At 27.8% G+C, this 19,663-nt stretch carries 16 protein-coding genes; 13 read left to right on the top strand and 3 right to left on the bottom strand.

Annotated features, from left to right (window positions below; genetic code table 11):
- Window positions 1–78 precede the first annotated feature (78 nt).
- Genes dapF through EU92_RS02845 form a run of 4 tightly spaced genes read left to right on the top strand, consistent with a single transcriptional unit; the run spans window position 79 to window position 3,968 of the window.
- On the top strand, window positions 79–939 hold the full coding sequence (dapF, locus tag EU92_RS02830) for a diaminopimelate epimerase (RefSeq protein ID WP_032514377.1): 861 nt from the start codon (window positions 79–81) through the stop codon (window positions 937–939).
- Complete coding sequence (locus tag EU92_RS02835) at window positions 939–2,111, top strand: cysteine desulfurase family protein (protein WP_032514378.1); 1,173 nt, start codon at window positions 939–941, stop codon at window positions 2,109–2,111. The genes dapF and EU92_RS02835 overlap by 1 nt, the downstream gene beginning before the upstream one ends.
- Window positions 2,111–2,737 (top strand): DUF1995 family protein, encoded by a 627-nt coding sequence (locus EU92_RS02840; protein ID WP_032514379.1) that lies wholly within the window; start codon window positions 2,111–2,113, stop codon window positions 2,735–2,737. The genes EU92_RS02835 and EU92_RS02840 overlap by 1 nt, the downstream gene beginning before the upstream one ends.
- Window positions 2,738–2,744: 7 nt before the next feature.
- Window positions 2,745–3,968 (top strand): D-alanyl-D-alanine carboxypeptidase, encoded by a 1,224-nt coding sequence (locus EU92_RS02845; RefSeq protein WP_032514492.1) that lies wholly within the window; start codon window positions 2,745–2,747, stop codon window positions 3,966–3,968.
- A gap of 3 nt (window positions 3,969–3,971) precedes the next feature.
- On the opposite strand, the gene coaD is transcribed toward EU92_RS02845, so the two are convergent.
- Window positions 3,972–4,445, bottom strand: coding sequence for a pantetheine-phosphate adenylyltransferase (coaD, locus tag EU92_RS02850; protein WP_032514380.1), 474 nt, complete (start codon window positions 4,443–4,445; stop codon window positions 3,972–3,974).
- Window positions 4,446–4,504: 59 nt separating this feature from the next.
- Between coaD and EU92_RS02855 the strand changes: the two genes are divergently transcribed.
- The 4 genes from EU92_RS02855 to EU92_RS02870 all read left to right on the top strand — a co-directional run bounded on the left by EU92_RS02855 (window position 4,505) and on the right by EU92_RS02870 (window position 8,228).
- Window positions 4,505–4,993 carry a flavin reductase family protein gene (locus EU92_RS02855; protein WP_032514381.1) on the top strand — a complete coding sequence of 163 codons (489 nt, stop codon included), beginning with the start codon at window positions 4,505–4,507 and terminating at the stop codon, window positions 4,991–4,993.
- A 9-nt stretch (window positions 4,994–5,002) separates the two neighbouring features.
- Window positions 5,003–6,937: an excinuclease ABC subunit UvrC gene (uvrC, locus tag EU92_RS02860; protein ID WP_032514382.1), complete on the top strand. Its 1,935-nt coding sequence runs from the start codon at window positions 5,003–5,005 to the stop codon at window positions 6,935–6,937.
- A 93-nt stretch (window positions 6,938–7,030) separates the two neighbouring features.
- Window positions 7,031–7,567 carry a menaquinone-dependent protoporphyrinogen IX dehydrogenase gene (gene hemG / locus EU92_RS02865; RefSeq protein ID WP_032514383.1) on the top strand — a complete coding sequence of 179 codons (537 nt, stop codon included), beginning with the start codon at window positions 7,031–7,033 and terminating at the stop codon, window positions 7,565–7,567.
- Window positions 7,568–7,580: 13 nt separating this feature from the next.
- Window positions 7,581–8,228, top strand: a complete 648-nt coding sequence (locus EU92_RS02870; protein ID WP_032514384.1) for a PHP domain-containing protein — start codon at window positions 7,581–7,583, stop codon at window positions 8,226–8,228.
- Between the two features lies 1 nt (window position 8,229).
- Here the strand turns inward: EU92_RS02870 and cobN are convergent, their stop codons facing one another.
- The gene (gene cobN, locus EU92_RS02875; protein WP_032514385.1) at window positions 8,230–11,967 is read right to left on the bottom strand and encodes a cobaltochelatase subunit CobN; all 3,738 of its coding nucleotides are present in this window, start codon (window positions 11,965–11,967) and stop codon (window positions 8,230–8,232) included.
- Window positions 11,968–12,039: 72 nt separating this feature from the next.
- Here cobN and EU92_RS02880 point away from each other — a divergent pair, with 72 nt between their 5' ends.
- Both EU92_RS02880 and metH read left to right on the top strand, forming a co-directional pair.
- Complete coding sequence (locus tag EU92_RS02880) at window positions 12,040–12,951, top strand: branched-chain amino acid transaminase (RefSeq protein WP_032514386.1); 912 nt, start codon at window positions 12,040–12,042, stop codon at window positions 12,949–12,951.
- Between the two features lie 19 nt (window positions 12,952–12,970).
- Window positions 12,971–16,537, top strand: a complete 3,567-nt coding sequence (metH, locus tag EU92_RS02885; protein WP_032523581.1) for a methionine synthase — start codon at window positions 12,971–12,973, stop codon at window positions 16,535–16,537.
- Between the two features lie 9 nt (window positions 16,538–16,546).
- Here the strand turns inward: metH and EU92_RS02890 are convergent, their stop codons facing one another.
- Window positions 16,547–16,765, bottom strand: a complete 219-nt coding sequence (locus EU92_RS02890) for a hypothetical protein (protein WP_032514494.1) — start codon at window positions 16,763–16,765, stop codon at window positions 16,547–16,549.
- Between the two features lie 108 nt (window positions 16,766–16,873).
- On the opposite strand from EU92_RS02890, the gene EU92_RS02895 reads away from it, so the two are divergent.
- The 3 genes from EU92_RS02895 to EU92_RS02910 all read left to right on the top strand — a co-directional run bounded on the left by EU92_RS02895 (window position 16,874) and on the right by EU92_RS02910 (window position 19,480).
- Complete coding sequence (locus tag EU92_RS02895; RefSeq protein WP_032514388.1) at window positions 16,874–17,257, top strand: DUF2237 family protein; 384 nt, start codon at window positions 16,874–16,876, stop codon at window positions 17,255–17,257.
- A gap of 47 nt (window positions 17,258–17,304) precedes the next feature.
- Entirely contained in the window at window positions 17,305–18,135 is an 831-nt protein-coding gene (locus tag EU92_RS02900; RefSeq protein ID WP_032514389.1) for a DUF4922 domain-containing protein, read from the top strand.
- A 325-nt stretch (window positions 18,136–18,460) separates the two neighbouring features.
- Window positions 18,461–19,480 (top strand): DnaJ domain-containing protein, encoded by a 1,020-nt coding sequence (locus EU92_RS02910; RefSeq protein WP_032514391.1) that lies wholly within the window; start codon window positions 18,461–18,463, stop codon window positions 19,478–19,480.
- Window positions 19,481–19,663: the final 183 nt, after the last annotated feature.

The following is a 19,663-nucleotide window of genomic DNA, read 5'->3' as shown; positions in this document are numbered from 1 at the left end:
AATATCCATTATATAAAATAGAAATAGATTGTTAAAAGGAATAATTTATAATTAAAATTTAAAATATATGTTTTACAAATGAAAAATATAACTTTTGAAAAATATCAAGGAAATGGAAATGATTTTTTAATAATTGATTCCAGAAGAAATGATTTATATAAAAATTACAAGACAAATAAATTTCTTGATATAAAAAAAATTTGTAACAGGCAATTTGGTATTGGAGCAGATGGTGTAATTTTCATAGAAGAACCTAAAGAAAATAATTATGCAAAAATGATAATCTTTAATTCTGATGGTTCTGAGGCACAAATGTGTGGAAATGGAATTAGATGTTTAGTTAAGTATCTACATTTAAATGATTCAATTAAGAATAAAAATACTGAATATAAAATTGAGACTAAAGCAGGTTTAAAAATTGCTAAATATATAAATGATGAAATTACAGTAAAAATGGGAGTTCCAATTTTAGATAGTCAAAATATTCCTACAAAAATTGAAAAAAAAATCAATTCAGTTCCTACACATGATTTTATTGAGAAAAATTTTAATAAAAAAGGTTATGCAGTAGGAATGGGAAATCCTCATTTAATATTCTTTGTACAAGACTTAGATTCAATTGTTCTTTCTAGACTTGGTCCTATATTTGAAAAAAATGAATTATTTCCAGAAAAAACTAATGTTCATTTTTGTCAAATACTAAATAAAGATAATATCAAAGTAAAAGTATGGGAGAGAGGAGCAGGACCAACCTTAGCCTGTGGAACAGGAGCTTGTGCTATTCATGTAGCAGCTTATAAATTAGGTCTTTGTAATTCTGAAACAATAGTAACTTTACCAGGAGGTAATCTTAAGATTGATTGGTCAAAAGAAGACTGTGAAGTCATTATGACCGGTAATGCTAAAAAGGTATTCTCAGGATCAATCTTAGTAAAATAATGGAAAATAATTTTATCTATTTAGATAATGCATCTACAACTCCATTATCTGAGAATGTTTTAAATGTAATAAATTCAACTTATAGAAATTATTGGTATAATCCATCATCTACATATGGGCCAGGGATAAAATGCTCTACATATCTTGAAAAAATTAGATCTAAAATTGCTTATAAATTTGATGCAGAACCAGAGGATATAATTTTTACATCTGGTTCTTCGGAATCTACAAATATTATATTTAGTAATATTTATGAGACCTTTAAAAAAGGTAGAGTTGTTATTTCAAATGTTGAACATCAAGCAACAACTATATGTGCTAATAAACTAAGAGAACAAAGTTGGGAAATATGTGAATGGACCGTCAATAATGATGGGATTTTAAATATTTCTAATATTGATAAAACGTTAACTAAAGAAACTAAGCTAGCATCAATTATATGGGGACAAAGTGAAATTGGTACAATACAACCTGTTCAATTAATAGGTTCAAAATGTAAAGAGTTAAATATAATATTTCATTTAGATGGAACTCAAATATTAAGTAATGGAATATTCAGTTGGAAAGATCTTAATTGTGACCTTTTAAGTTTATCTGCTCATAAATTTGGTGGTCCAAAAGGTATCGGAATTCTTTTAACAAAAGAAAAGTCTAGATTAATTTTAAAAAATAATGACATATCACTTACTCAGGAATATTCAATTAGACAAGGTACACAAGCTTTGCCATTAATAGCTGGAATGTACGAATCATTAAAAAATATTAAAGGAAAAATAAAATTATATGATTACATAACTGAATTTCCTTCAAATAATATTAATAAACTTAAAAATTATTTTTTTCAAAAAATTGAGAATAATAATCACATAAAGATTACCGGCAGTATAAAACATAGGCTTCCCAATCATATTTCATTTCTAGTATTAAATAATCGATTTGAGCCTATTAAAGCCTATAAGATTGTTAATTTCATGTCAGAAAACAATATTGCAATAAGTAGTGGAAGTGCATGTTCAAGCTCATCAGGGAAACCTAGCTCAACTCTTAAAAATATTGGTTTTAAGGATGATGAACTATATTCAAATATTCGTGTTACTTTAGGTTCAATAAACAATAAGTCAGAAATAGATAAATTTTTAGAACTTATTCATATATGTATTGAAAAATTTTAATGGAAACTAATTACAGACTACCTAAGGATCTAAACGAATCTATTAAAAATATGGAGGATGCAATTATTCCAAGTTTATTAGATTCAAAAAAAAGATTTACAATAGAATTTAATTTTGAAGGATTAAAATTTAACAGAATTGGAATAACTATTTACAAGTTATTAGCTAAAAATAATAATGTATACATAACATTTGCTGATCAAGGTTCGGTAGCTTTGGCTCAAAGAGACTATCCAGATATCAAAGATAAAATCTTTACTTTTAAATCATTTAATGAATCAAATAACATAAATAATATTGATAGTGCAATGATATCGATGATACCTCAGCCTTATGATTTTGATTCATTTGAACCGATGTCTGATAATTATAAAGGAACTCACTATTCATTAAATCCAAAATTTGAAGATGCGAATATTGGGATAGGAAGTGTTATTAGAGAAAGACGTAAAACCTTTGTTAAAACATGGAAAAATATTTATTTTCTTCAGCCTTTAAATAAAGCAGCTCTTATGCATATTTATCCAAATAACTGGTTGCTTTTCAAAGAAGAAAACCAAAAATATTATTTTAAAAAAGAATTTGAGATTAAACCCGACAATGAAACCATTTTTGTAAATTTATAGATTGAATGTGATAAAAAGAATTTATTCAATTTTCGTAATTTTTCTTGTATTAGTAACATCTCCTTTCTTAATAAGGTATTTACTAATAAATCAAAAAATAAGGATACTAAATAGTATTTATTTTAATTTTCCTGGAATAATTACTAGTAACAAAAATTGTCCTAACTATGATGCATTATTGAATAAAACACTTGATGATACTTTCAGTGTATCTATTATGAATAATAATGGTAAATTAATTAGTTCATATAATGATGAAGTATTAAGGACGCCGGCATCAAATCTAAAACTATTTTCATCTGCGTATGTTTTAAATAAATATAAATTAAATAATAATTTAAAAACTACATTATTAAAAAAAAATAAAAACAATTATTATTTGGTTGGTCAAGGTGATCCAGATTTAAATTATGACGATATAGTTGAACTAATTTCAAAGGTTATAGTAAATAAAAATATTAATTTTAATATTGTTGAAATAGATCCAAGATTATATTGGCCTAATGGTTGGACAAATACTGATAAACTTTATAAATATGGCTCACCTATTACATCTCTGGCAATAGAAAGTAATAACAATAATTATGATAATGTCTATACTCTTAGTAATTTTATTGAAAACTATTTAAATAATAAGTTTTTAAATTCAAATATAAATCTTAATTTTTTTGATTCAAAAAAATTATTTTATTTAAAAGATTCTTTAGAGATAAATACCGTTTATTCTAATCCAATACTCTCTTTATTAACTCTAACAAATTCTGAAAGTCATAATTTTACTGCAGAATCACTTTTTAAAAATGCATCTAATACATGGAATGATAATGATTATATTAAATTAAAAAAATGGTTAGAAAAAAAAGGTCTACCAGTTTTTAATACTATCTTTGCAGACGCTAGTGGACTGTCTAGAAAAAATAAAATTACTACAAAGTTAATAGTTTTATTTTTAGATAAGATGAAATACTCTAAAAATTTTAAAGCTTATCAATCAACACTTTCAATTATGGGTGTTAGAGGAACATTAGGTAAAGAATTTGTAAATACGCAATTATCAGGAAAGTTCTTCGGAAAAACAGGGACCCTTTCAAATGTCTTTGCATTATCAGGATATCTATACAAACACGAGAAGCCAATAATAATTAGCATTATTCAAAATTCAAATAATATTGATAAAGATAAAGTATTTAAATTATTAAATGAAATTTATTACATGAAATCTTGTAAATAAAAGTTATTTAAAATATTCCTTTAAATCTATTTCAACCGATGGTGGTACCATATGACTAATTTCACCACCAAATTTTGCAACTTCCTTTACTAAAGAACTACTAAGAAAACTGAACTTTGTATTTGTCGATAAAAATAAAGTTTCAATTTCATTATTTAAAGATTTATTTGTATGAGCTATCTGTAGTTCATATTCAAAATCACTCATAGCTCTTAAGCCTCTAAGAATAATATTGGCTTTTAAATCTTTTGCACAGTCAACAGTTAGTCCTGAATAAGAAATTACATCTACATTATCCAAGTGAGAAAGAGCATTTTTTATTTGTAATATTCTTTTTTGAAGATTAAATGTAGGAGTTTTAGTAGTATTTTCTAAAACAGCAACAATAACATTACCAAATAATTTATCAGCCCTTTCAATTAAATCTAAATGGCCATTTGTTAGAGGATCAAATGTACCTGGATAAAGAATTTTCATGAATTTATTATGATCGAATAAGAAATTTAGTTAAAATAAGTCTATTAGATAAATTAATTATGACATTAAATCTAGAAGCAAAAAAAATCTTATTAAGAAAAATACCTCATGGATTATTCATTTGTGGTGTAAGAGACGAATATAAAAATGAAGTAAATGGATTTACTGCTAGCTGGGTTACCCAAGGTTCCTTTACCCCCCCATTAGTTGTTATGGCAGTTAGAGGAGATGGGTCTAGTCATGAAATAATAAAATCTACAAATAAGTTTTCACTAAATGTTCTTAAAAGTGATCAAAAAGATCTAGCAGCTGTTTTCTTTAAACCTCAAAAAGCATTAGGAGGTAGATTCGAATCTGTTGAATTCAATCTAGGTGATAATGGTTTACCAATTTTAGTTGATAGTGTGGGTGGAGTTGAATGTGAAGTCGTTGGTAATGTTATGCATGGAGACCATACCGTTTTTGTAGGTGAAGTTAAATCTGCTTATTTGAATAATGATGTTGATTCACTTAATTTAAGTTCAACTGGTTGGAATTATGGAGGTTAACAACTATAAATGAGTTTTTCCTCTACTGAAGAAATAGATAAAAAATATAATTTCAAAATTGAATATAAATTAATTAATAATAAGCAGTTATTAAAATCAAGATTATCTGAAATTCCAAAATCATCTGGCTGTTATCTTTTTAAAGATATAAATAATAATTTACTTTATATTGGCAAATCAAAAAAACTTCGAAGTAGGGTAAGTAGTTATTTCAATAATTTTTCAGATTTAACTCCAAGATTAAGTTTAATGGTTCGTCAAATAACTGAAATCGAAATAATAATTACAGATAGTGAATATGAAGCACTTAATTTAGAGTCAAATTTAATAAAAACAAACAAACCATATTTTAATATTCTTTTAAAGGACGATAAGAAATATCCATATCTATGTATAACTTGGAGTGAGAAATATCCACGAATATTTATTACTAGAAAAAGGAGAAATAGAAATTATTTAGATAAATATTACGGACCTTACGTTGATGTAGGTCTTTTAAGAAATACTTTATTTTTAATTAAGAAAATATTTCCTTTAAGGCATAGTAAATTATCAAAGTCGTTTTATAGAGAAATTACTGGGGTTGATCTCGAAAAAATTTCATCAGAGGAATATAGAAAAATTATAAAACAAGCCTCAATGATATTTCAAGGAAGAAATGATGATTTAATTAAAATTTTAGAAAATAAAATGGCTTACTTCTCTAATGATTTACAGTATGAAAAAGCTGCAAAAATAAGAGATCAAATTAACGGTCTTAAATTATTAACAGAAGCTCAAAAAATATCAGTACCAGATTCTTCGATAAATAGAGATATCTTTGGAATTGTATCGGAGAAAAATATAGCAAGTATTCAAATATTTCAAATGAGATCTGGTAAATTAATTGGAAGAATTGGATATAGTCAAAAATTAGAAGGCTCTAGCGAAAGTGAGATTCTACAAAGAGTTTTTGAAGAGCACTATATAAATGTAGATGAAATAGAAATACCATCTGAAATTTTAGTTCAATACGAATTTACAAATAAACAAACAATTGAAGAATGGCTTTCTCACATAAAACAAAAAAAAGTTAATATTTTCAATCCAAAAAGAAGTAATAAATTAAAAACTATAGAAATGGTTAAAAAAAATGCCAAGTTAGAATTAAATAGGATATTAAATGGAATTCAAGATAATGAATCTGCGATTGAAGATTTATCTCAAATACTAGAATTAAATACTCATCCAAAAAGAATAGAGGGATATGATATTAGTCACATTCAAGGCTCCGACCCAGTAGCTTCTCAGGTTGTATTTATAGATGGTATACCATCTAAACAAAATTATAGAAAATATAAAATAAAAGATAATAATGTCTATATTGGTCATAGTGATGATTATGCATCTATATATGAAGTGATTTATAGAAGATTTAAAAAATGGTCAAGATATAAGAATGATGGAGGTGATCTTAGTTATCTTATGAATTCAAAAAATAAAACTTTTAATAATCAACTTTTTTCAGATTGGCCTGATTTAGTAATGATAGATGGGGGAAAAGGACAACTAAATTCCGCTATGAAAGCTTTAGAAGATCTTAATCTAGAGAAAGATGTAATTTTATGTTCTTTATCAAAAAAGAAAGAAGAAATATATGTTCCAGGATTATCAAAACCTCTTAATACAGATATGAATCAAAAAGGGGTTATGCTTCTTAGGAGATTAAGAGATGAGGCTCATAGATTTGCACTTTCATTTCATCGAAATAAAAGATCCAAAAGAATGACTAGATCACAATTAACGCAAATCCCTGGATTAGGTTCTTCAAGAATAAAGGAATTATTGGAGCATTTTAATTCTGTAGATGCCATTAGGATCGCTAGTAAGCAAGATCTAATGAAAGTAAAGGGACTTGGAGCTAATACTGCCAATGACATTTTTAATTTTTTTAATAATGATTAATCAGAATTTATATAAAATATTCATAGAAGTTGATATTGTAGGATTTTAGGGTTAATTCGAATTAAAATAAGTTTTAATTAATTTCCTTTTATAGTGTTCTGGAGAAAATCAAAACTTCTTATTATATATTCCACTGTTGATGGACATACTAAAGAAATTTGCAATTACATTTATAAAAAATTAAAAGGAAGAAAAAAAGTAAGTATTATTTCAGTTGAAGATTCAGCTGATTATGATTTAAATGATTTTGAGGAAATTGTTATTGGCGCAAGCGTTAGGTATGGATACCATAGAAAAAATGTTTACAAATTTATTCAACAAAATATTGAAAAATTAGACAAGGTAAAAACTGCTTTCTTTTCTTTAAACTTAACAGCAAGAAAACCTGAAAAATCAACTCCTGAAACAAATCCATATGTTGTAAAATTCTTAAAAAAAGTCAAATGGGAACCTACAGTCAAGGAGGTTTTCGCAGGGAGATTAGATTATCCAAGCTTAGATACACTAAATAAATTAGCAATTCTATTTATTATGTTTATAACTAATGGTCCCAAAGACACTTCAAAAACATATGAACTAACGGATTGGGAAAAAGTTGATAGTTTAATAAATTCAATATCAAAATTTTAAAAACTTTTTATTTATGGATAAAGAAGAGTTAATAGATTTAACCTCAAAAATCGATAAATATAGTTGTCCTCATATTATAAATTTTCACTGTCATACTAACTTTAGCGATGGAAGTATGCGCCCTGAAGATTTATTAGATCAAGCTTTTCGTAACAAACTTCAATTCTTATCAATTACAGATCATCATTCAATAATGGCTCACAAATATATAACTGATAATGGTTTATTAAAAAAATATCCAAAAAATTCATTCAGATTAATACCTGGTATTGAAATTAATTGTTTACTTAAGGGATGTTTAGTTCATGTTTTAGGCTTGGGAATTAATATAAATAGTGAGTCTCTTTCACCATATATTTTAGGTGAATCTCCAATAGGAAACGATTTGCAAATAAATTCTGTCGCAAGAGCAATAGAACTTGCTGGTGGTTTATCATTTTTAGCTCATCCTGCTAGATATAGAATTCCATTTAACATCTTAATTCCAGAAGCCCACAAAAATAAGGTTAATGGGATTGAGGTTTGGTATGACTATAACCTCAATCCAATATGGCAAGCCAGTAATTTTATTTGTGACAAAATCGATGAATTAACTGATAGATATTCAATGCTTAAATCATGTGGCACTGATAGTCATGGATTTTCACTTTTAGGAAGATAGGTCAAAATTCGTTCTTCTCAATTATTGAATCAGTATTGATAATTATGTTCTTTAAATTTTCAATAACTTCATAAGAACAATTCCTCCACATTTTTCTATTTATAATTTCAAGAAATCTCTGTGAAATATCTCTTAATGCCCATGGATTATTCTCTAGAAAGAAATTCTTAAGATCATGATCACATAACCATATTTTATAAACTTCCTCATAACACCAATCTGAAATTACTTCAGTAGTGGCATCATAAGCATATAAGTAATCTAGGGTTGCTGAGAATTCAAACGCTCCTTTATAACCATTATCCTTCATTCCATTTATCCATTTTGGGTTAAGAATTCTTGAAATAACAACTTTATTAATTTCATCTTGTAATTTTGAAATTTTTGATAATCCAAATTTAGATAAATCACCATGATACATTTCAGGTAATTTACCGCTTATTTTTTTTATTGCTGAAGATAAACCTCCTTGAAACTGATAATAATCATCAGAATCTAAAATATCATGTTCTTTATTATCTTGGTTATGAACTACTAACTGGATATTTTTAAGAGCATTTTCTAATGATTTTTTATCCTCTATAGGTTCAAGATTATCGCCGTAAATCCACTTACTCCAATTAAGAAAAGATTCTCCAAAATCATCAATATTTTCCCAATTAGAATTTGATATTAGTTCTTGTAGACCTGCTCCATATGAACCTGGAGCTGAGCCAAAGATCCGTTTAATTGGATTACCATTCTTTAATGCTCCAGCTAGAGGGTTAAATTTATTATTCTCATTAAGATTAGAAACAAGATTTATCGCTTTAGAAGTTAATTTAATTAACTGAGGAAATGCATCTCTAAACATTCCAGAAATCCTTAACGTGACATCAACCCTTGGCCTATCGAGAACAGATAAAGGAATAATTTCTAAATCAATTACTCTTCTTGAGGGTCCATCCCAAATAGGTTGTACACCTAATAAATATAGTATTTGACAAATTTCTTCTCCACCATTTCTCATTGTGGATGTTGCCCATACTGATATTGCTATATTTTTTAAGTCTTCTCCATTTTCTTGTTTAAATAAATCGAGTATTTGAGATGCGGATTTACAACCAACAATCCATGCTGATTCCGTAGGGAGTCCTCTTGAATCGACTGAAAAGAAATTTTTACCAGTTGGTAAAGCTTCAATCTTACCTCTCGTTGGAGCTCCAGATGGACCACTCTTAACATATTTGCCATTTAATGAATTAATAAATGATAATTTCTCATTATATGAAGAATTAATTATTGGATTTAGGATCTCATTTTTTAATAATAAAAAATAATTATGATGTTTTTTATCATTAAAGAAATAGTCTATTATTTTCTGATTTTTATATTTTTCTAGATTTTTTATATTGCCTTTCTTTTTGTAAAAAAACAAATATATTAGATACTTTGCTTGTTTTTCCAAAAACTCAATAGACATCCTAATGTTTAAAATGTATTCGTTTGAAAAAGTAAATAATATTTTTTTATCATTCTCACTTAACTTTTGATCAAAATTATTTGTCCAAGGATCCAAATCTAGTTTTAAATGTTTTGCTATATATTGAACAACACCAATTCGACTTGCATTTGGCACTCTAGCAATACACAAGAATAAATTTATTTCATTAATGTCATTCTGCCTATTACCAAAAACATGCAAACCTGTCCTAATTTGAGATTCTTTAATTGTGCAAAGAAAGGAATCAATTTCTTCTATTTGATTGTTTTTATCATTTAATGTAATTTCACTAAAATCTTTTTTAATTAATTCAAAAATGGATTTTTCTATTATATCAATACGATTAGAATTTAATAATTTTGCTTCAATATACTCGTCTAAATAATTTTCCAAAATGGAAAATTTTCCATATAATTCTGACCTATCTAAAGGAGGGGTTAAATGATCAATAATTGTGGCAGCAGTTCTTCTTTTAGCTTGGGATCCTTCGCCAGGATCATTTACGATAAAGGGATATATATTAGGTATAGCAGGACAAATAATATTTGGGAAACATTTATTGCTGAGACCTATAGATTTGCCAGGTAACCATTCAACAGTTCCATGTTTACCAATATGGCATATAGCATTTGCATTAAAAATTTTTTCTATCCAATGATATTGTGCTAAATATCTATGTGGAGGTGGCAGATCAGGCGAGTGAATATCTCTATCAGTGTAAGCGTCATATCCTCGTGGGGGTTGAATTAATAATGTTATTTTTCCAAATCTAAGACCATTTATTGAGAAGCCTTCTTTATCAAGATCGATCGCTTCAGATGGTTTGCCCCAACGTTTAACAATAATATTTTTTGGTTCGAGTTCTAAATAATTCCAATATTTTAAATATTCACTAAGTGGTAAGTAATCTAATGGTTTATTATTTTGAGATTCAATATCATTAGTTCTAGTTTTTATAAGAATTGACATTAATTCCGAAGAATCTTGAGGATAATCACAAGATCCCAGGTCATATCCTTCTTCTTTTAACCAGTTTAGAATATTTATTATCGAAGATGGTGTATTAAGACCAACACCATTACCAATTCTTCCATTCTTTACTGGATAATTACTTATTACTAAACAAATTCTTTTATCAAAATTATTAAGTTTTTGAAGTTTCACATAATTTGTTGCTAATTTTGAAATCCATTTAATCCCTGATTTATCAGCTTTATAACTAGTTATTTCACTGTAAAGTGTATTATTTTCAGAAATTATTTCTTTAAATGCAGAAGGACAAGTAGTAATTCTTCCATCAAATTCGGGAATGATTATTTGCATTAATAAATCAGATGAATTCATTCCAATGGATGAATTTAACCAATTTTTTCTTGATCTATTAGAAGAAAGAAGCTGCAAAATTGGGATTTTAAGAGAAGTAAAAATATTTGTAGAATATTCAATTAAATCATTATTTTTGATATGAGATGAAGAAAATGAAGTTGTGGTAATTATTAGTTTAATATCTTCTTTTTTAAAAATGTCTATTAATTTATTTTGAATAATATGATCTTTTAGTGTTGATATAAAAAATGTTTTGGGCGATAGTCCGCATTTTCTTAACTGCAAGTTTAGTTTTTCGTTTACTTCAATTTCATTAGCCAAAAAAAGTGATTTATAGGATATTATTCCTATCTTTTCACCCTTTTCAATTTTCCAATCATACAAATAAGGATCTGCATAAATAGAAATATTCAAAAACTCAGCAGGAATTAATGTTTCATCACCTTGAAGGTAATATAGACAACTAAGGAATTTTCTATAATTATCAAGTCCTCCAGATCTTAATAACTTAGAAATATTTAATGCAATAGCTTTATCTATACTACTTATTTCACATAAAGAAACTTCCTGGTCAGGAGTACCTGATAGTATGACTAGCTTCCTATTTTTATTGACTGCTTGCCAATTTAAAAGTTGTTCAATTCCATACTTCCAGGTACCTTTATCACCAAATAATCGTAGTACTACAACTTTTGCATAATTAATTGTTTTTAATAGATAATTATCTATTTGAGCTGACGAATTTAAATTAGAAATTTCTAATGCTCTTATATTATTATTTAATGATATAAATTCTTTTTCTAACAATAAGTTTGATATGAGATTTAAATCTGCTTTGACACTTGTTATAAAAATAAAATCTGCCACTGGTTGCTCAATTAAATCATCCTTATTCTTTTCATTTCCTGCTATATTTAATATCCTGTGCATTTTTATATATGAATAAGGTTTAGAATACTTACGTAGGATAAAACAAGTTTACCTTAATTAAATAAATTGAATATGCATGAATTTCTTCCATACGCCTGGTTCGAAGGTAAATGTATTCCATTTAATGAAGCAAAAATTTCAATAGCTACTCATGCACTACATTATGGTACTGCTGCTTTTGGAGGAATGAGAGCGATACCTAACCCTTCGAATAAAGAACAGTTCCTTTTGTTTAGAACTGATAAACACATAAAAAGATTATCTCAAAGTGCAAAATTACTCTTAACTGATATTTCTGAAGAATATATTTTTAGAGCCTTAGAAGAAGTTATAAAAAGAAATAAACCCAAAAAACCTATTTATATAAGACCATTTGTATATACAAGCGATTTAGGTATAGCTCCAAGGTTACACAATATTGAAACAGATTTCTTTATTTATTGTATTGAACTAGGAGATTATCTATCACCAGATGGCGTCTCTTGTAGAATGAGTAGTTGGACTAGACAAGAAGATAGATCCCTCCCATTGAGAGGGAAAATAAGTGGAGCTTATATTACTAGTTCATTAGCTAAAACAGAAGCTAGTTTATCGGGGTTTGATGAAGCCTTGCTATTAAATTCAAGTGGTAAGGTAAGTGAAGCTAGTGGTATGAATTTATTTATTGTAAGAAATGGTGACTTAATAACTCCTGGTGTTGATCAAGATATCCTTGAGGGAATTACTAGAGCTAGCGTAATTGAATTAGCAAAATCATTTGGAATAAATGTAATTGAAAGGCCTGTTGATAAAACAGAATTATTAATAGCAGATGAAGTTTTTCTAACTGGTACAGCAGCAAAAATTACACCAGTTAAAAAAATTGAATCAACTAAATTAAATGTTGAAAGACCAATAATGAATAAATTAAAAAATAAGCTTATAGAAATAACAGAAGGTCGTTCTCAAGACTATGATAATTGGGTAACTAGAATTTCAATATAAAAGCTATTTTTGAATAAAAATGGAATCTTTCAGAAACTATCTAAATAGAGATGAAAAACCATTAATTATTTTTGACGGTGGTACTGGAACATCATTTCAGAACTTAAATCTTACTTCAGATGACTTTGGAGGTAAAGAATTAGAGGGTTGTAATGAAAACCTTGTTTTATCATCACCAAAGGTAGTTGAAAAGGTTCATAATTCATTCTTAGAAGCAGGTTGTCATGTTATAGAAACTAATACTTTTGGAGCATCATCAATAGTTCTTGATGAATATGATATTGCAGATAAGGCATATGAGATAAATAAAAATGCTGCATTAATAGCAAAAATTTGTGCTTCAAAATATGCATCACTTGATAAACCAAAATTTGTTGCTGGTTCAATTGGACCAACAACTAAATTACCCACATTAGGACATATAGATTTTGATGAATTAAAGCAATCATATAAAGAACAAATAAATGGTCTTATAGATGGCGGAGTTGATCTTCTTTTAATTGAAACTTGCCAAGATGTTTTGCAAATTAAATCTGCCTTATTAGCATCAAAAGAAGTACTTGATAGTAAAAATATAGATATCCCAATAATGGTTTCTATAACAATGGAAACAACAGGTACTATGCTTGTTGGATCTGATATCGCATCTGCATTAACAATATTAGAACCATTTAATATAGATATCCTTGGACTTAATTGTGCAACTGGTCCAGAACAAATGAAGGAACATATTAAGTATTTGTCTGAAAATTCACCCTTCGCTATTAGTTGTATTCCCAATGCAGGTCTACCTGAAAATATTGGTGGTATTGCTCACTACAGATTAAAACCGATAGAATTAAAAATGCAGTTAATGAATTTTATATATGACTTTAATGTTCAATTAATAGGTGGATGTTGTGGGACCACACCTGATCATATTAAATATCTTTCTTCAATAATTGATGAAATTATTGATATCGAAAGGACTAACAAAAATGGTATGAATAATTCAAATGGTTATATTCCTTCTGCATCATCAATATATAATTCTGTTCCATACAAACAAGACAACTCTATTTTGATTGTTGGAGAAAGATTAAATGCAAGTGGATCTAAAAAGGTAAGGGAGTTATTAAATAACGACGATTGGGATGGCCTAATTTCAATTGCCAAACAACAACAAAAAGAAAATGCACACGTTCTTGATGTAAATGTTGATTATGTTGGTAGAGACGGAGTGAAAGATATGAAAGAAATAACTTCAAGACTAGTTACCAATATAAATTTACCATTAATGATTGATTCTACAGATGCTGACAAAATGGAAAGTGGATTAAAGTCATCTGGTGGTAAATGTATTATAAATTCAACCAATTACGAAGACGGTGATGAAAGGTTTGATCAAGTTCTAAATTTAGCCTTGGGCTATGGTTCAGGACTTGTCGTCGGCACTATCGATGAAGATGGAATGGCTAGGAATGCAGATAAAAAATATAACATTGTTAAAAGAGCGATTAATAGAACCAGAGAATGTGGTTTATCAGATTATGAGCTCTTTTTTGATCCTTTAGCACTTCCTATCTCTACAGGGATAGAAGAAGATAGATTAAACGCTAAAGAAACAATTACTGCCATATCAAAAATTCGTGAAAAATTCCGAGAAATTCATATTATATTGGGGATATCGAACATAAGTTTTGGCCTTTCTCCATTATCTAGAATTAATTTAAATTCAATATTTTTAGATGAATGTATTAAAGCGGGATTAGATTCTGCTATCATCGCACCAAATAAAATTCTGCCATTATCAAAAATTTCTGAAGAAACTAAAAAGCTTTGCTTAGATTTGATATATGACAAAAGGCAATTTGAAGATGATATTTGTATTTATGATCCATTAGTAGAACTAACAAAAGCTTTTCAAGATTTATCTATTCAAGATTTCAAAAAAGCATCTTCAGAGAATAAAAACTTAACTCTGGAAGAAAGTTTAAAAAATCATATTATTGATGGAGAAAAAATAGGTTTAGAAGATCAATTAAATAAAGCGTTAAAAAGATATAAACCTCTTGAAATAATTAATACCTTTTTACTAGATGGGATGAAAGTAGTAGGAGATCTATTTGGCTCAGGTCAAATGCAATTGCCGTTCGTACTCCAATCCGCTGAAACAATGAAATTTGCCGTCTCAATTTTAGAACCGTATATGGAAACTGTAGATAAAAAAATATCTAATGGAAAACTCTTAATTGCAACAGTTAAAGGCGATGTTCATGATATTGGAAAAAATTTGGTTGATATAATACTTACAAATAACGGTTATGAAGTAATAAATCTTGGAATAAAACAAGATGTTTCAGCAATTATAGATGCACAAAAGAAGCACAATGCAGATTGCATTGCTATGAGCGGATTACTTGTTAAGTCAACTGCATTTATGAAAGATAATTTAGAGGCTTTTAACAATGAAGATATTAGTGTACCAGTTATATTAGGAGGTGCAGCGTTAACGCCAAAATTTGTGAATGAGGACTGTAGCAGGATTTATAAAGGGAAAATATTGTACGGCAAAGATGCGTTCACTGATCTTAAATTCATGAATGAATATATGATTAATAAAAAAAAGGGAAATTGGTCAAATACAGAGGGATTTATTAACAATGAGGGTATAAATATTAATTTAGCCTCATCAAAAACCAACTCTGAAGCGGTTAATAAATCAATATCTATACGCCCCGAGACTTCCAAATTAAATTTAAAAGTAAATTTTAAAAGATCTAAATTTATAAATGAAGAAGAACCAATTAAACCTCCTTTTGTTGGAACGAAAGTCTTATATAACAATGATATAGATTTAAATAAGTTAATTTTTTATCTAGATAAAAAAGCTCTATTTAGTGGACAATGGCAAATAAAAAAGGGGAAAAACCAAAGCATAGATGAATATTATAACTATTTGGATTCATATGCAAAACCATTATTGGATAATTGGTTAGAGACAATTGTAGAAAAAAAACTTATTTCACCCAAAGCAGTTTATGGATATTTTAGATGTGGTAGAAAAGATAATAGTGTTTTTTTATTTGAGGATAAATCATTAAATAAAATTTCCCAATTTAATTTTCCAAGACAAAAATCTGGGAATAATCTTTGCATAGCTGATTTCTATTGTGATTTGAAAAATGATAAACCAATAGATATATTTCCTATGCAGGCAGTCACAATGGGTGATATTGCTAGTGAACATTCTCAAAAATTATTTAAAGAAGATAAATATAGTGATTATTTATTATTCCATGGACTTACTGTGCAATTAGCAGAAGCTCTAGCTGAGTATGTCCATGCGTTAATTCGTATTGAATGCGGTTTTAAGGCTGAAGAACCAGAAAAAAATAGAGAAATACTAGCACAAAAATATAGAGGAGCTAGATATTCTTTTGGATATCCTGCATGTCCAAAAGTCTCTGACTCAAAAATACAATTATCATTGTTGGATGCAAAAAGAATTAACTTGACCATGGATGAATCTGAACAACTTCATCCAGAACAAAGTACTACAGCTATCATTTCACTACACTCAAAAGCTAAATATTTTAGTGCTTAATATAAATCATTATTTGTTCTCTAAATATTCAATAATTTCTTCCCGAAGTTCGTTCATTGTTTCATTATCATCAAGATCAAGACCCTCACCAGCTGCATCCTGAGTTAATTCAAGGTAATATGAAGCACCATCGCTAGATAAAAATTCTAATGCTGATGTTTCATCACTATCTTTGAAAGCATCAAATAGAGCTTTAAAAGCTACGTTTTCAGTAAAGTCCCAATCCATAAATGAAAAAAACCTTATTAGAATTATTACCTCCTCACCCCCCATACTCGTCAACCTTTTTTAAGAAATGTTTGAGTTTTATTATTATTTAAAAAAAAGCAAAAATCTATGAACATAAAAAGTCAAGAGCAATTGAATGTTTTAGGAGAAAAAATAGAAGTTTGTAGTTGTAAACCTATTACAGGCTGGTTCAGAGATGGCTTTTGTAAATATGACAAAAATGATGGAGGGAATCATTCCATATGTTGTGTAATGAATGATAATTTCCTGAAATACAGTAAATCACAAGGGAATGATTTAATAACTCCTATGCCTATTTATTCCTTCCCAGGCCTTAAGGATGGTGATCATTGGTGTATTTGTCTTGAAAGATGGAAGCAATCACTATTAGATGGACTTGCACCTAAGATTATATTAGAATCTACCAATATTGTAGTACTAGAATCAATTCCTCTAGAAACATTGAAAAAATATCAATTTAATAAAAAGTAATTTCATATTTACTATCTTTTTTAGAATAAAAATGATAATTTATTTAAATGAGTTTAGAGAAATATTGGAAAAAAGCATTATCTCAAACAAGATTATCAATTGAGGATGAATCACTAATTCCTCTCAAGACTGATATTATAACAAGCGATTTATATCAAGAAAATGACTTCATAATTAGAAAGCTTGATACATCAAAATTTTACAAAAAAAAAATTTATGGTCCAAAGCAAAATCCATTTTGTCCATGGGAAAAGATACTAGAAATCGATAAAATCGGCGATAATCATCAATTAATATTAAATAAGTACCCTGTACAAAAAGGACATATTTTACTGATAACGAATAATTGGAAACCTCAAAATGGATGGTTGGATATTAAAGATTGGAGCGCAATCCAAAAAGTTAATAAAGATACTAGTGGATTATGGTTTTTCAATAGTTCACCAATGGCAGGAGCAAGTCAACCTCACAGGCATTTTCAACTTCTTCGTAGATCTAAAGATGAGAGATCATGCCCCAGAGAAAATTGGTTCTTAGAAAATAAATTATACAAAAATGAAGACAGTAAGCTAAAAAAAAATATTATTGTGTCCAAATTTAATTTTAATGAAAATTCAATCTTACTTTTTGAATTGTACTTAAACTTATGTAAGAAATTAGGACTTGGGGAACCTATTAGTGATAAGAAACCTAGATATCCTTACAATCTTTTAATAACTAATAAATGGATTGCTATTGTAAAGAGAAATAATGATCATATACATGGATTCAGTATTAACGGTTTAGGGTTTGCAGGGTATTTACTAGTAACTGAAAAATCGAATATTAATTATTTAAAAAAATATGGCCCTGAAAAACTTTTAGAAAACTTCGTTTGAATACTAATTAGTCACTTCTAGGTCTCGGTCTCTTTTTATTTGGTTTTCTAAAACTTGTATAGAAGCTGTTACGGAAGCTATTTTGCGCTCCAGAGAATCTTTAATATAGTTAAGCATTTCTAATTTTTTATGTTGATAAAAGCTCTTTTTCTCTTTTGAAGAATTGAAATTACAGTTAAACATTTTTTATTTTTATTATAAAAAAATACTTAATTAATGTGTGACAAATAAAAAATTTAATTTAGATTTAAAATTAATATCCCATATAGACTTTCAAGTATTATTGAATAAAATTAAGTTAATAACATATCATTTAAAAAATTAATTGAATATTCCTGAAAATTTAAATACTAAAAGAATATCAATTGATTTACCTGAGGGACTAATTACTAGGTTTGATCAATTACGTAAAGAGTGGGGGTTTAGAGCCAGAGGACCTGTAATTGAAAAGCTGCTAACAGAACTTCTTCAAGAAGATGATTTAATACCTAAAACTCAACAACAAGAAATAAATTTTTTTGAGGATAGGAGTAATGATGAAAATTATAATATTGATGAAAACACTGCTTTAGTACTAATCGAAGCAAAAAATAAAAATCAAGTTAAAGAGAAACCTCTTAATAAAATAGTTTTGAATAAAAATCAAATTAATGAAAAAGTCAAATCAAACATTAGTCTTCCAAATTTTGTTGAAAAAAAAGTAAAAAATCTAAGAAGGAGTATTAATAGCGAGAGGTTAAAGGAAAAAATAAATGATATCCAAATTAATACTATTAATGAAAATGAATTAATAAAATGTCGAATCGAGTTAATAACTCATTGGAAAAACTTATATGGAACAATACCTAATGATCATATAATAGAAGCATCAATGGATTGGTTTGGAAATGATATATGGCCAAATCTTGATGGAACAGAGAATCTACCCTTTACGTGGAGCGCAGCGAATAAATTAATGTCTGAATTATGTCCATTTTGGGTTAAGAAAAACCCATCACTGGAAATAGTTTTATTAATGATTGGAGTCTTAGAAGATCCATTTGCAACATCTGAATTGATTAATCGAGTGCCAACATTGGTAAGAAGATTTGTAAGTAGATTTAAACGAAAAAATAGATCAAACTCCTTTGAAGCCTTGGATTCAACAATGACTATACATGGAGCACTTAAATTATTGAATCTATCAATAGCAGCAGGATCAGCGCATACATTACGAAAAATTAAAGAAGCTTACAAATCAAAAGCTTTAGAGACACATCCTGATGCTGGAGGTTCAACAGATCAAATGAGAAAATTAAATGAAGCATATCAACTACTTAAAAATTTATACAGAAACAAGTATTAACTGTCTAATCCTAGACTTGTTATAAGTCTAAAAGCAATTCTTATATAAGACGAAATAGACAATTTACGGTAAAAATATATTCGTAATTATTGTGCAAAAATTTTTTAAAATAAATATATATTTCTTCTAGAGGTGAAATTGGCGTATAGCTATAAAATCACTATATTACTTATCTCATAATAG

The sequence above is a fragment of the Prochlorococcus marinus str. MIT 9107 genome, assembly GCF_000759855.1.
Lineage (GTDB): Bacteria > Cyanobacteriota > Cyanobacteriia > PCC-6307 > Cyanobiaceae > Prochlorococcus_A > Prochlorococcus_A marinus_N.
This window is presented reverse-complemented; position numbering and strand designations above follow the sequence as displayed.

Bases quoted from the DNA above. Each gene is read 5' to 3' on its own strand.
- dapF (WP_032514377.1), top strand. From the start codon at position 79: ATGAAAAATATAACTTTTGAAAAATATCAAGGAAATGGAAATGATTTT.
- EU92_RS02835 (WP_032514378.1), top strand. From the start codon at position 939: ATGGAAAATAATTTTATCTATTTAGATAATGCATCTACAACTCCATTA.
- EU92_RS02840 (WP_032514379.1), top strand. From the start codon at position 2,111: ATGGAAACTAATTACAGACTACCTAAGGATCTAAACGAATCTATTAAA.
- coaD (WP_032514380.1), bottom strand. From the start codon at position 4,445: ATGAAAATTCTTTATCCAGGTACATTTGATCCTCTAACAAATGGCCAT.
- EU92_RS02855 (WP_032514381.1), top strand. From the start codon at position 4,505: ATGACATTAAATCTAGAAGCAAAAAAAATCTTATTAAGAAAAATACCT.
- uvrC (WP_032514382.1), top strand. From the start codon at position 5,003: ATGAGTTTTTCCTCTACTGAAGAAATAGATAAAAAATATAATTTCAAA.
- EU92_RS02870 (WP_032514384.1), top strand. From the start codon at position 7,581: ATGGATAAAGAAGAGTTAATAGATTTAACCTCAAAAATCGATAAATAT.
- cobN (WP_032514385.1), bottom strand. From the start codon at position 11,967: ATGCACAGGATATTAAATATAGCAGGAAATGAAAAGAATAAGGATGAT.
- EU92_RS02880 (WP_032514386.1), top strand. From the start codon at position 12,040: ATGCATGAATTTCTTCCATACGCCTGGTTCGAAGGTAAATGTATTCCA.
- metH (WP_032523581.1), top strand. From the start codon at position 12,971: ATGGAATCTTTCAGAAACTATCTAAATAGAGATGAAAAACCATTAATT.
- EU92_RS02890 (WP_032514494.1), bottom strand. From the start codon at position 16,765: ATGGATTGGGACTTTACTGAAAACGTAGCTTTTAAAGCTCTATTTGAT.
- EU92_RS02895 (WP_032514388.1), top strand. From the start codon at position 16,874: ATGAACATAAAAAGTCAAGAGCAATTGAATGTTTTAGGAGAAAAAATA.
- EU92_RS02900 (WP_032514389.1), top strand. From the start codon at position 17,305: ATGAGTTTAGAGAAATATTGGAAAAAAGCATTATCTCAAACAAGATTA.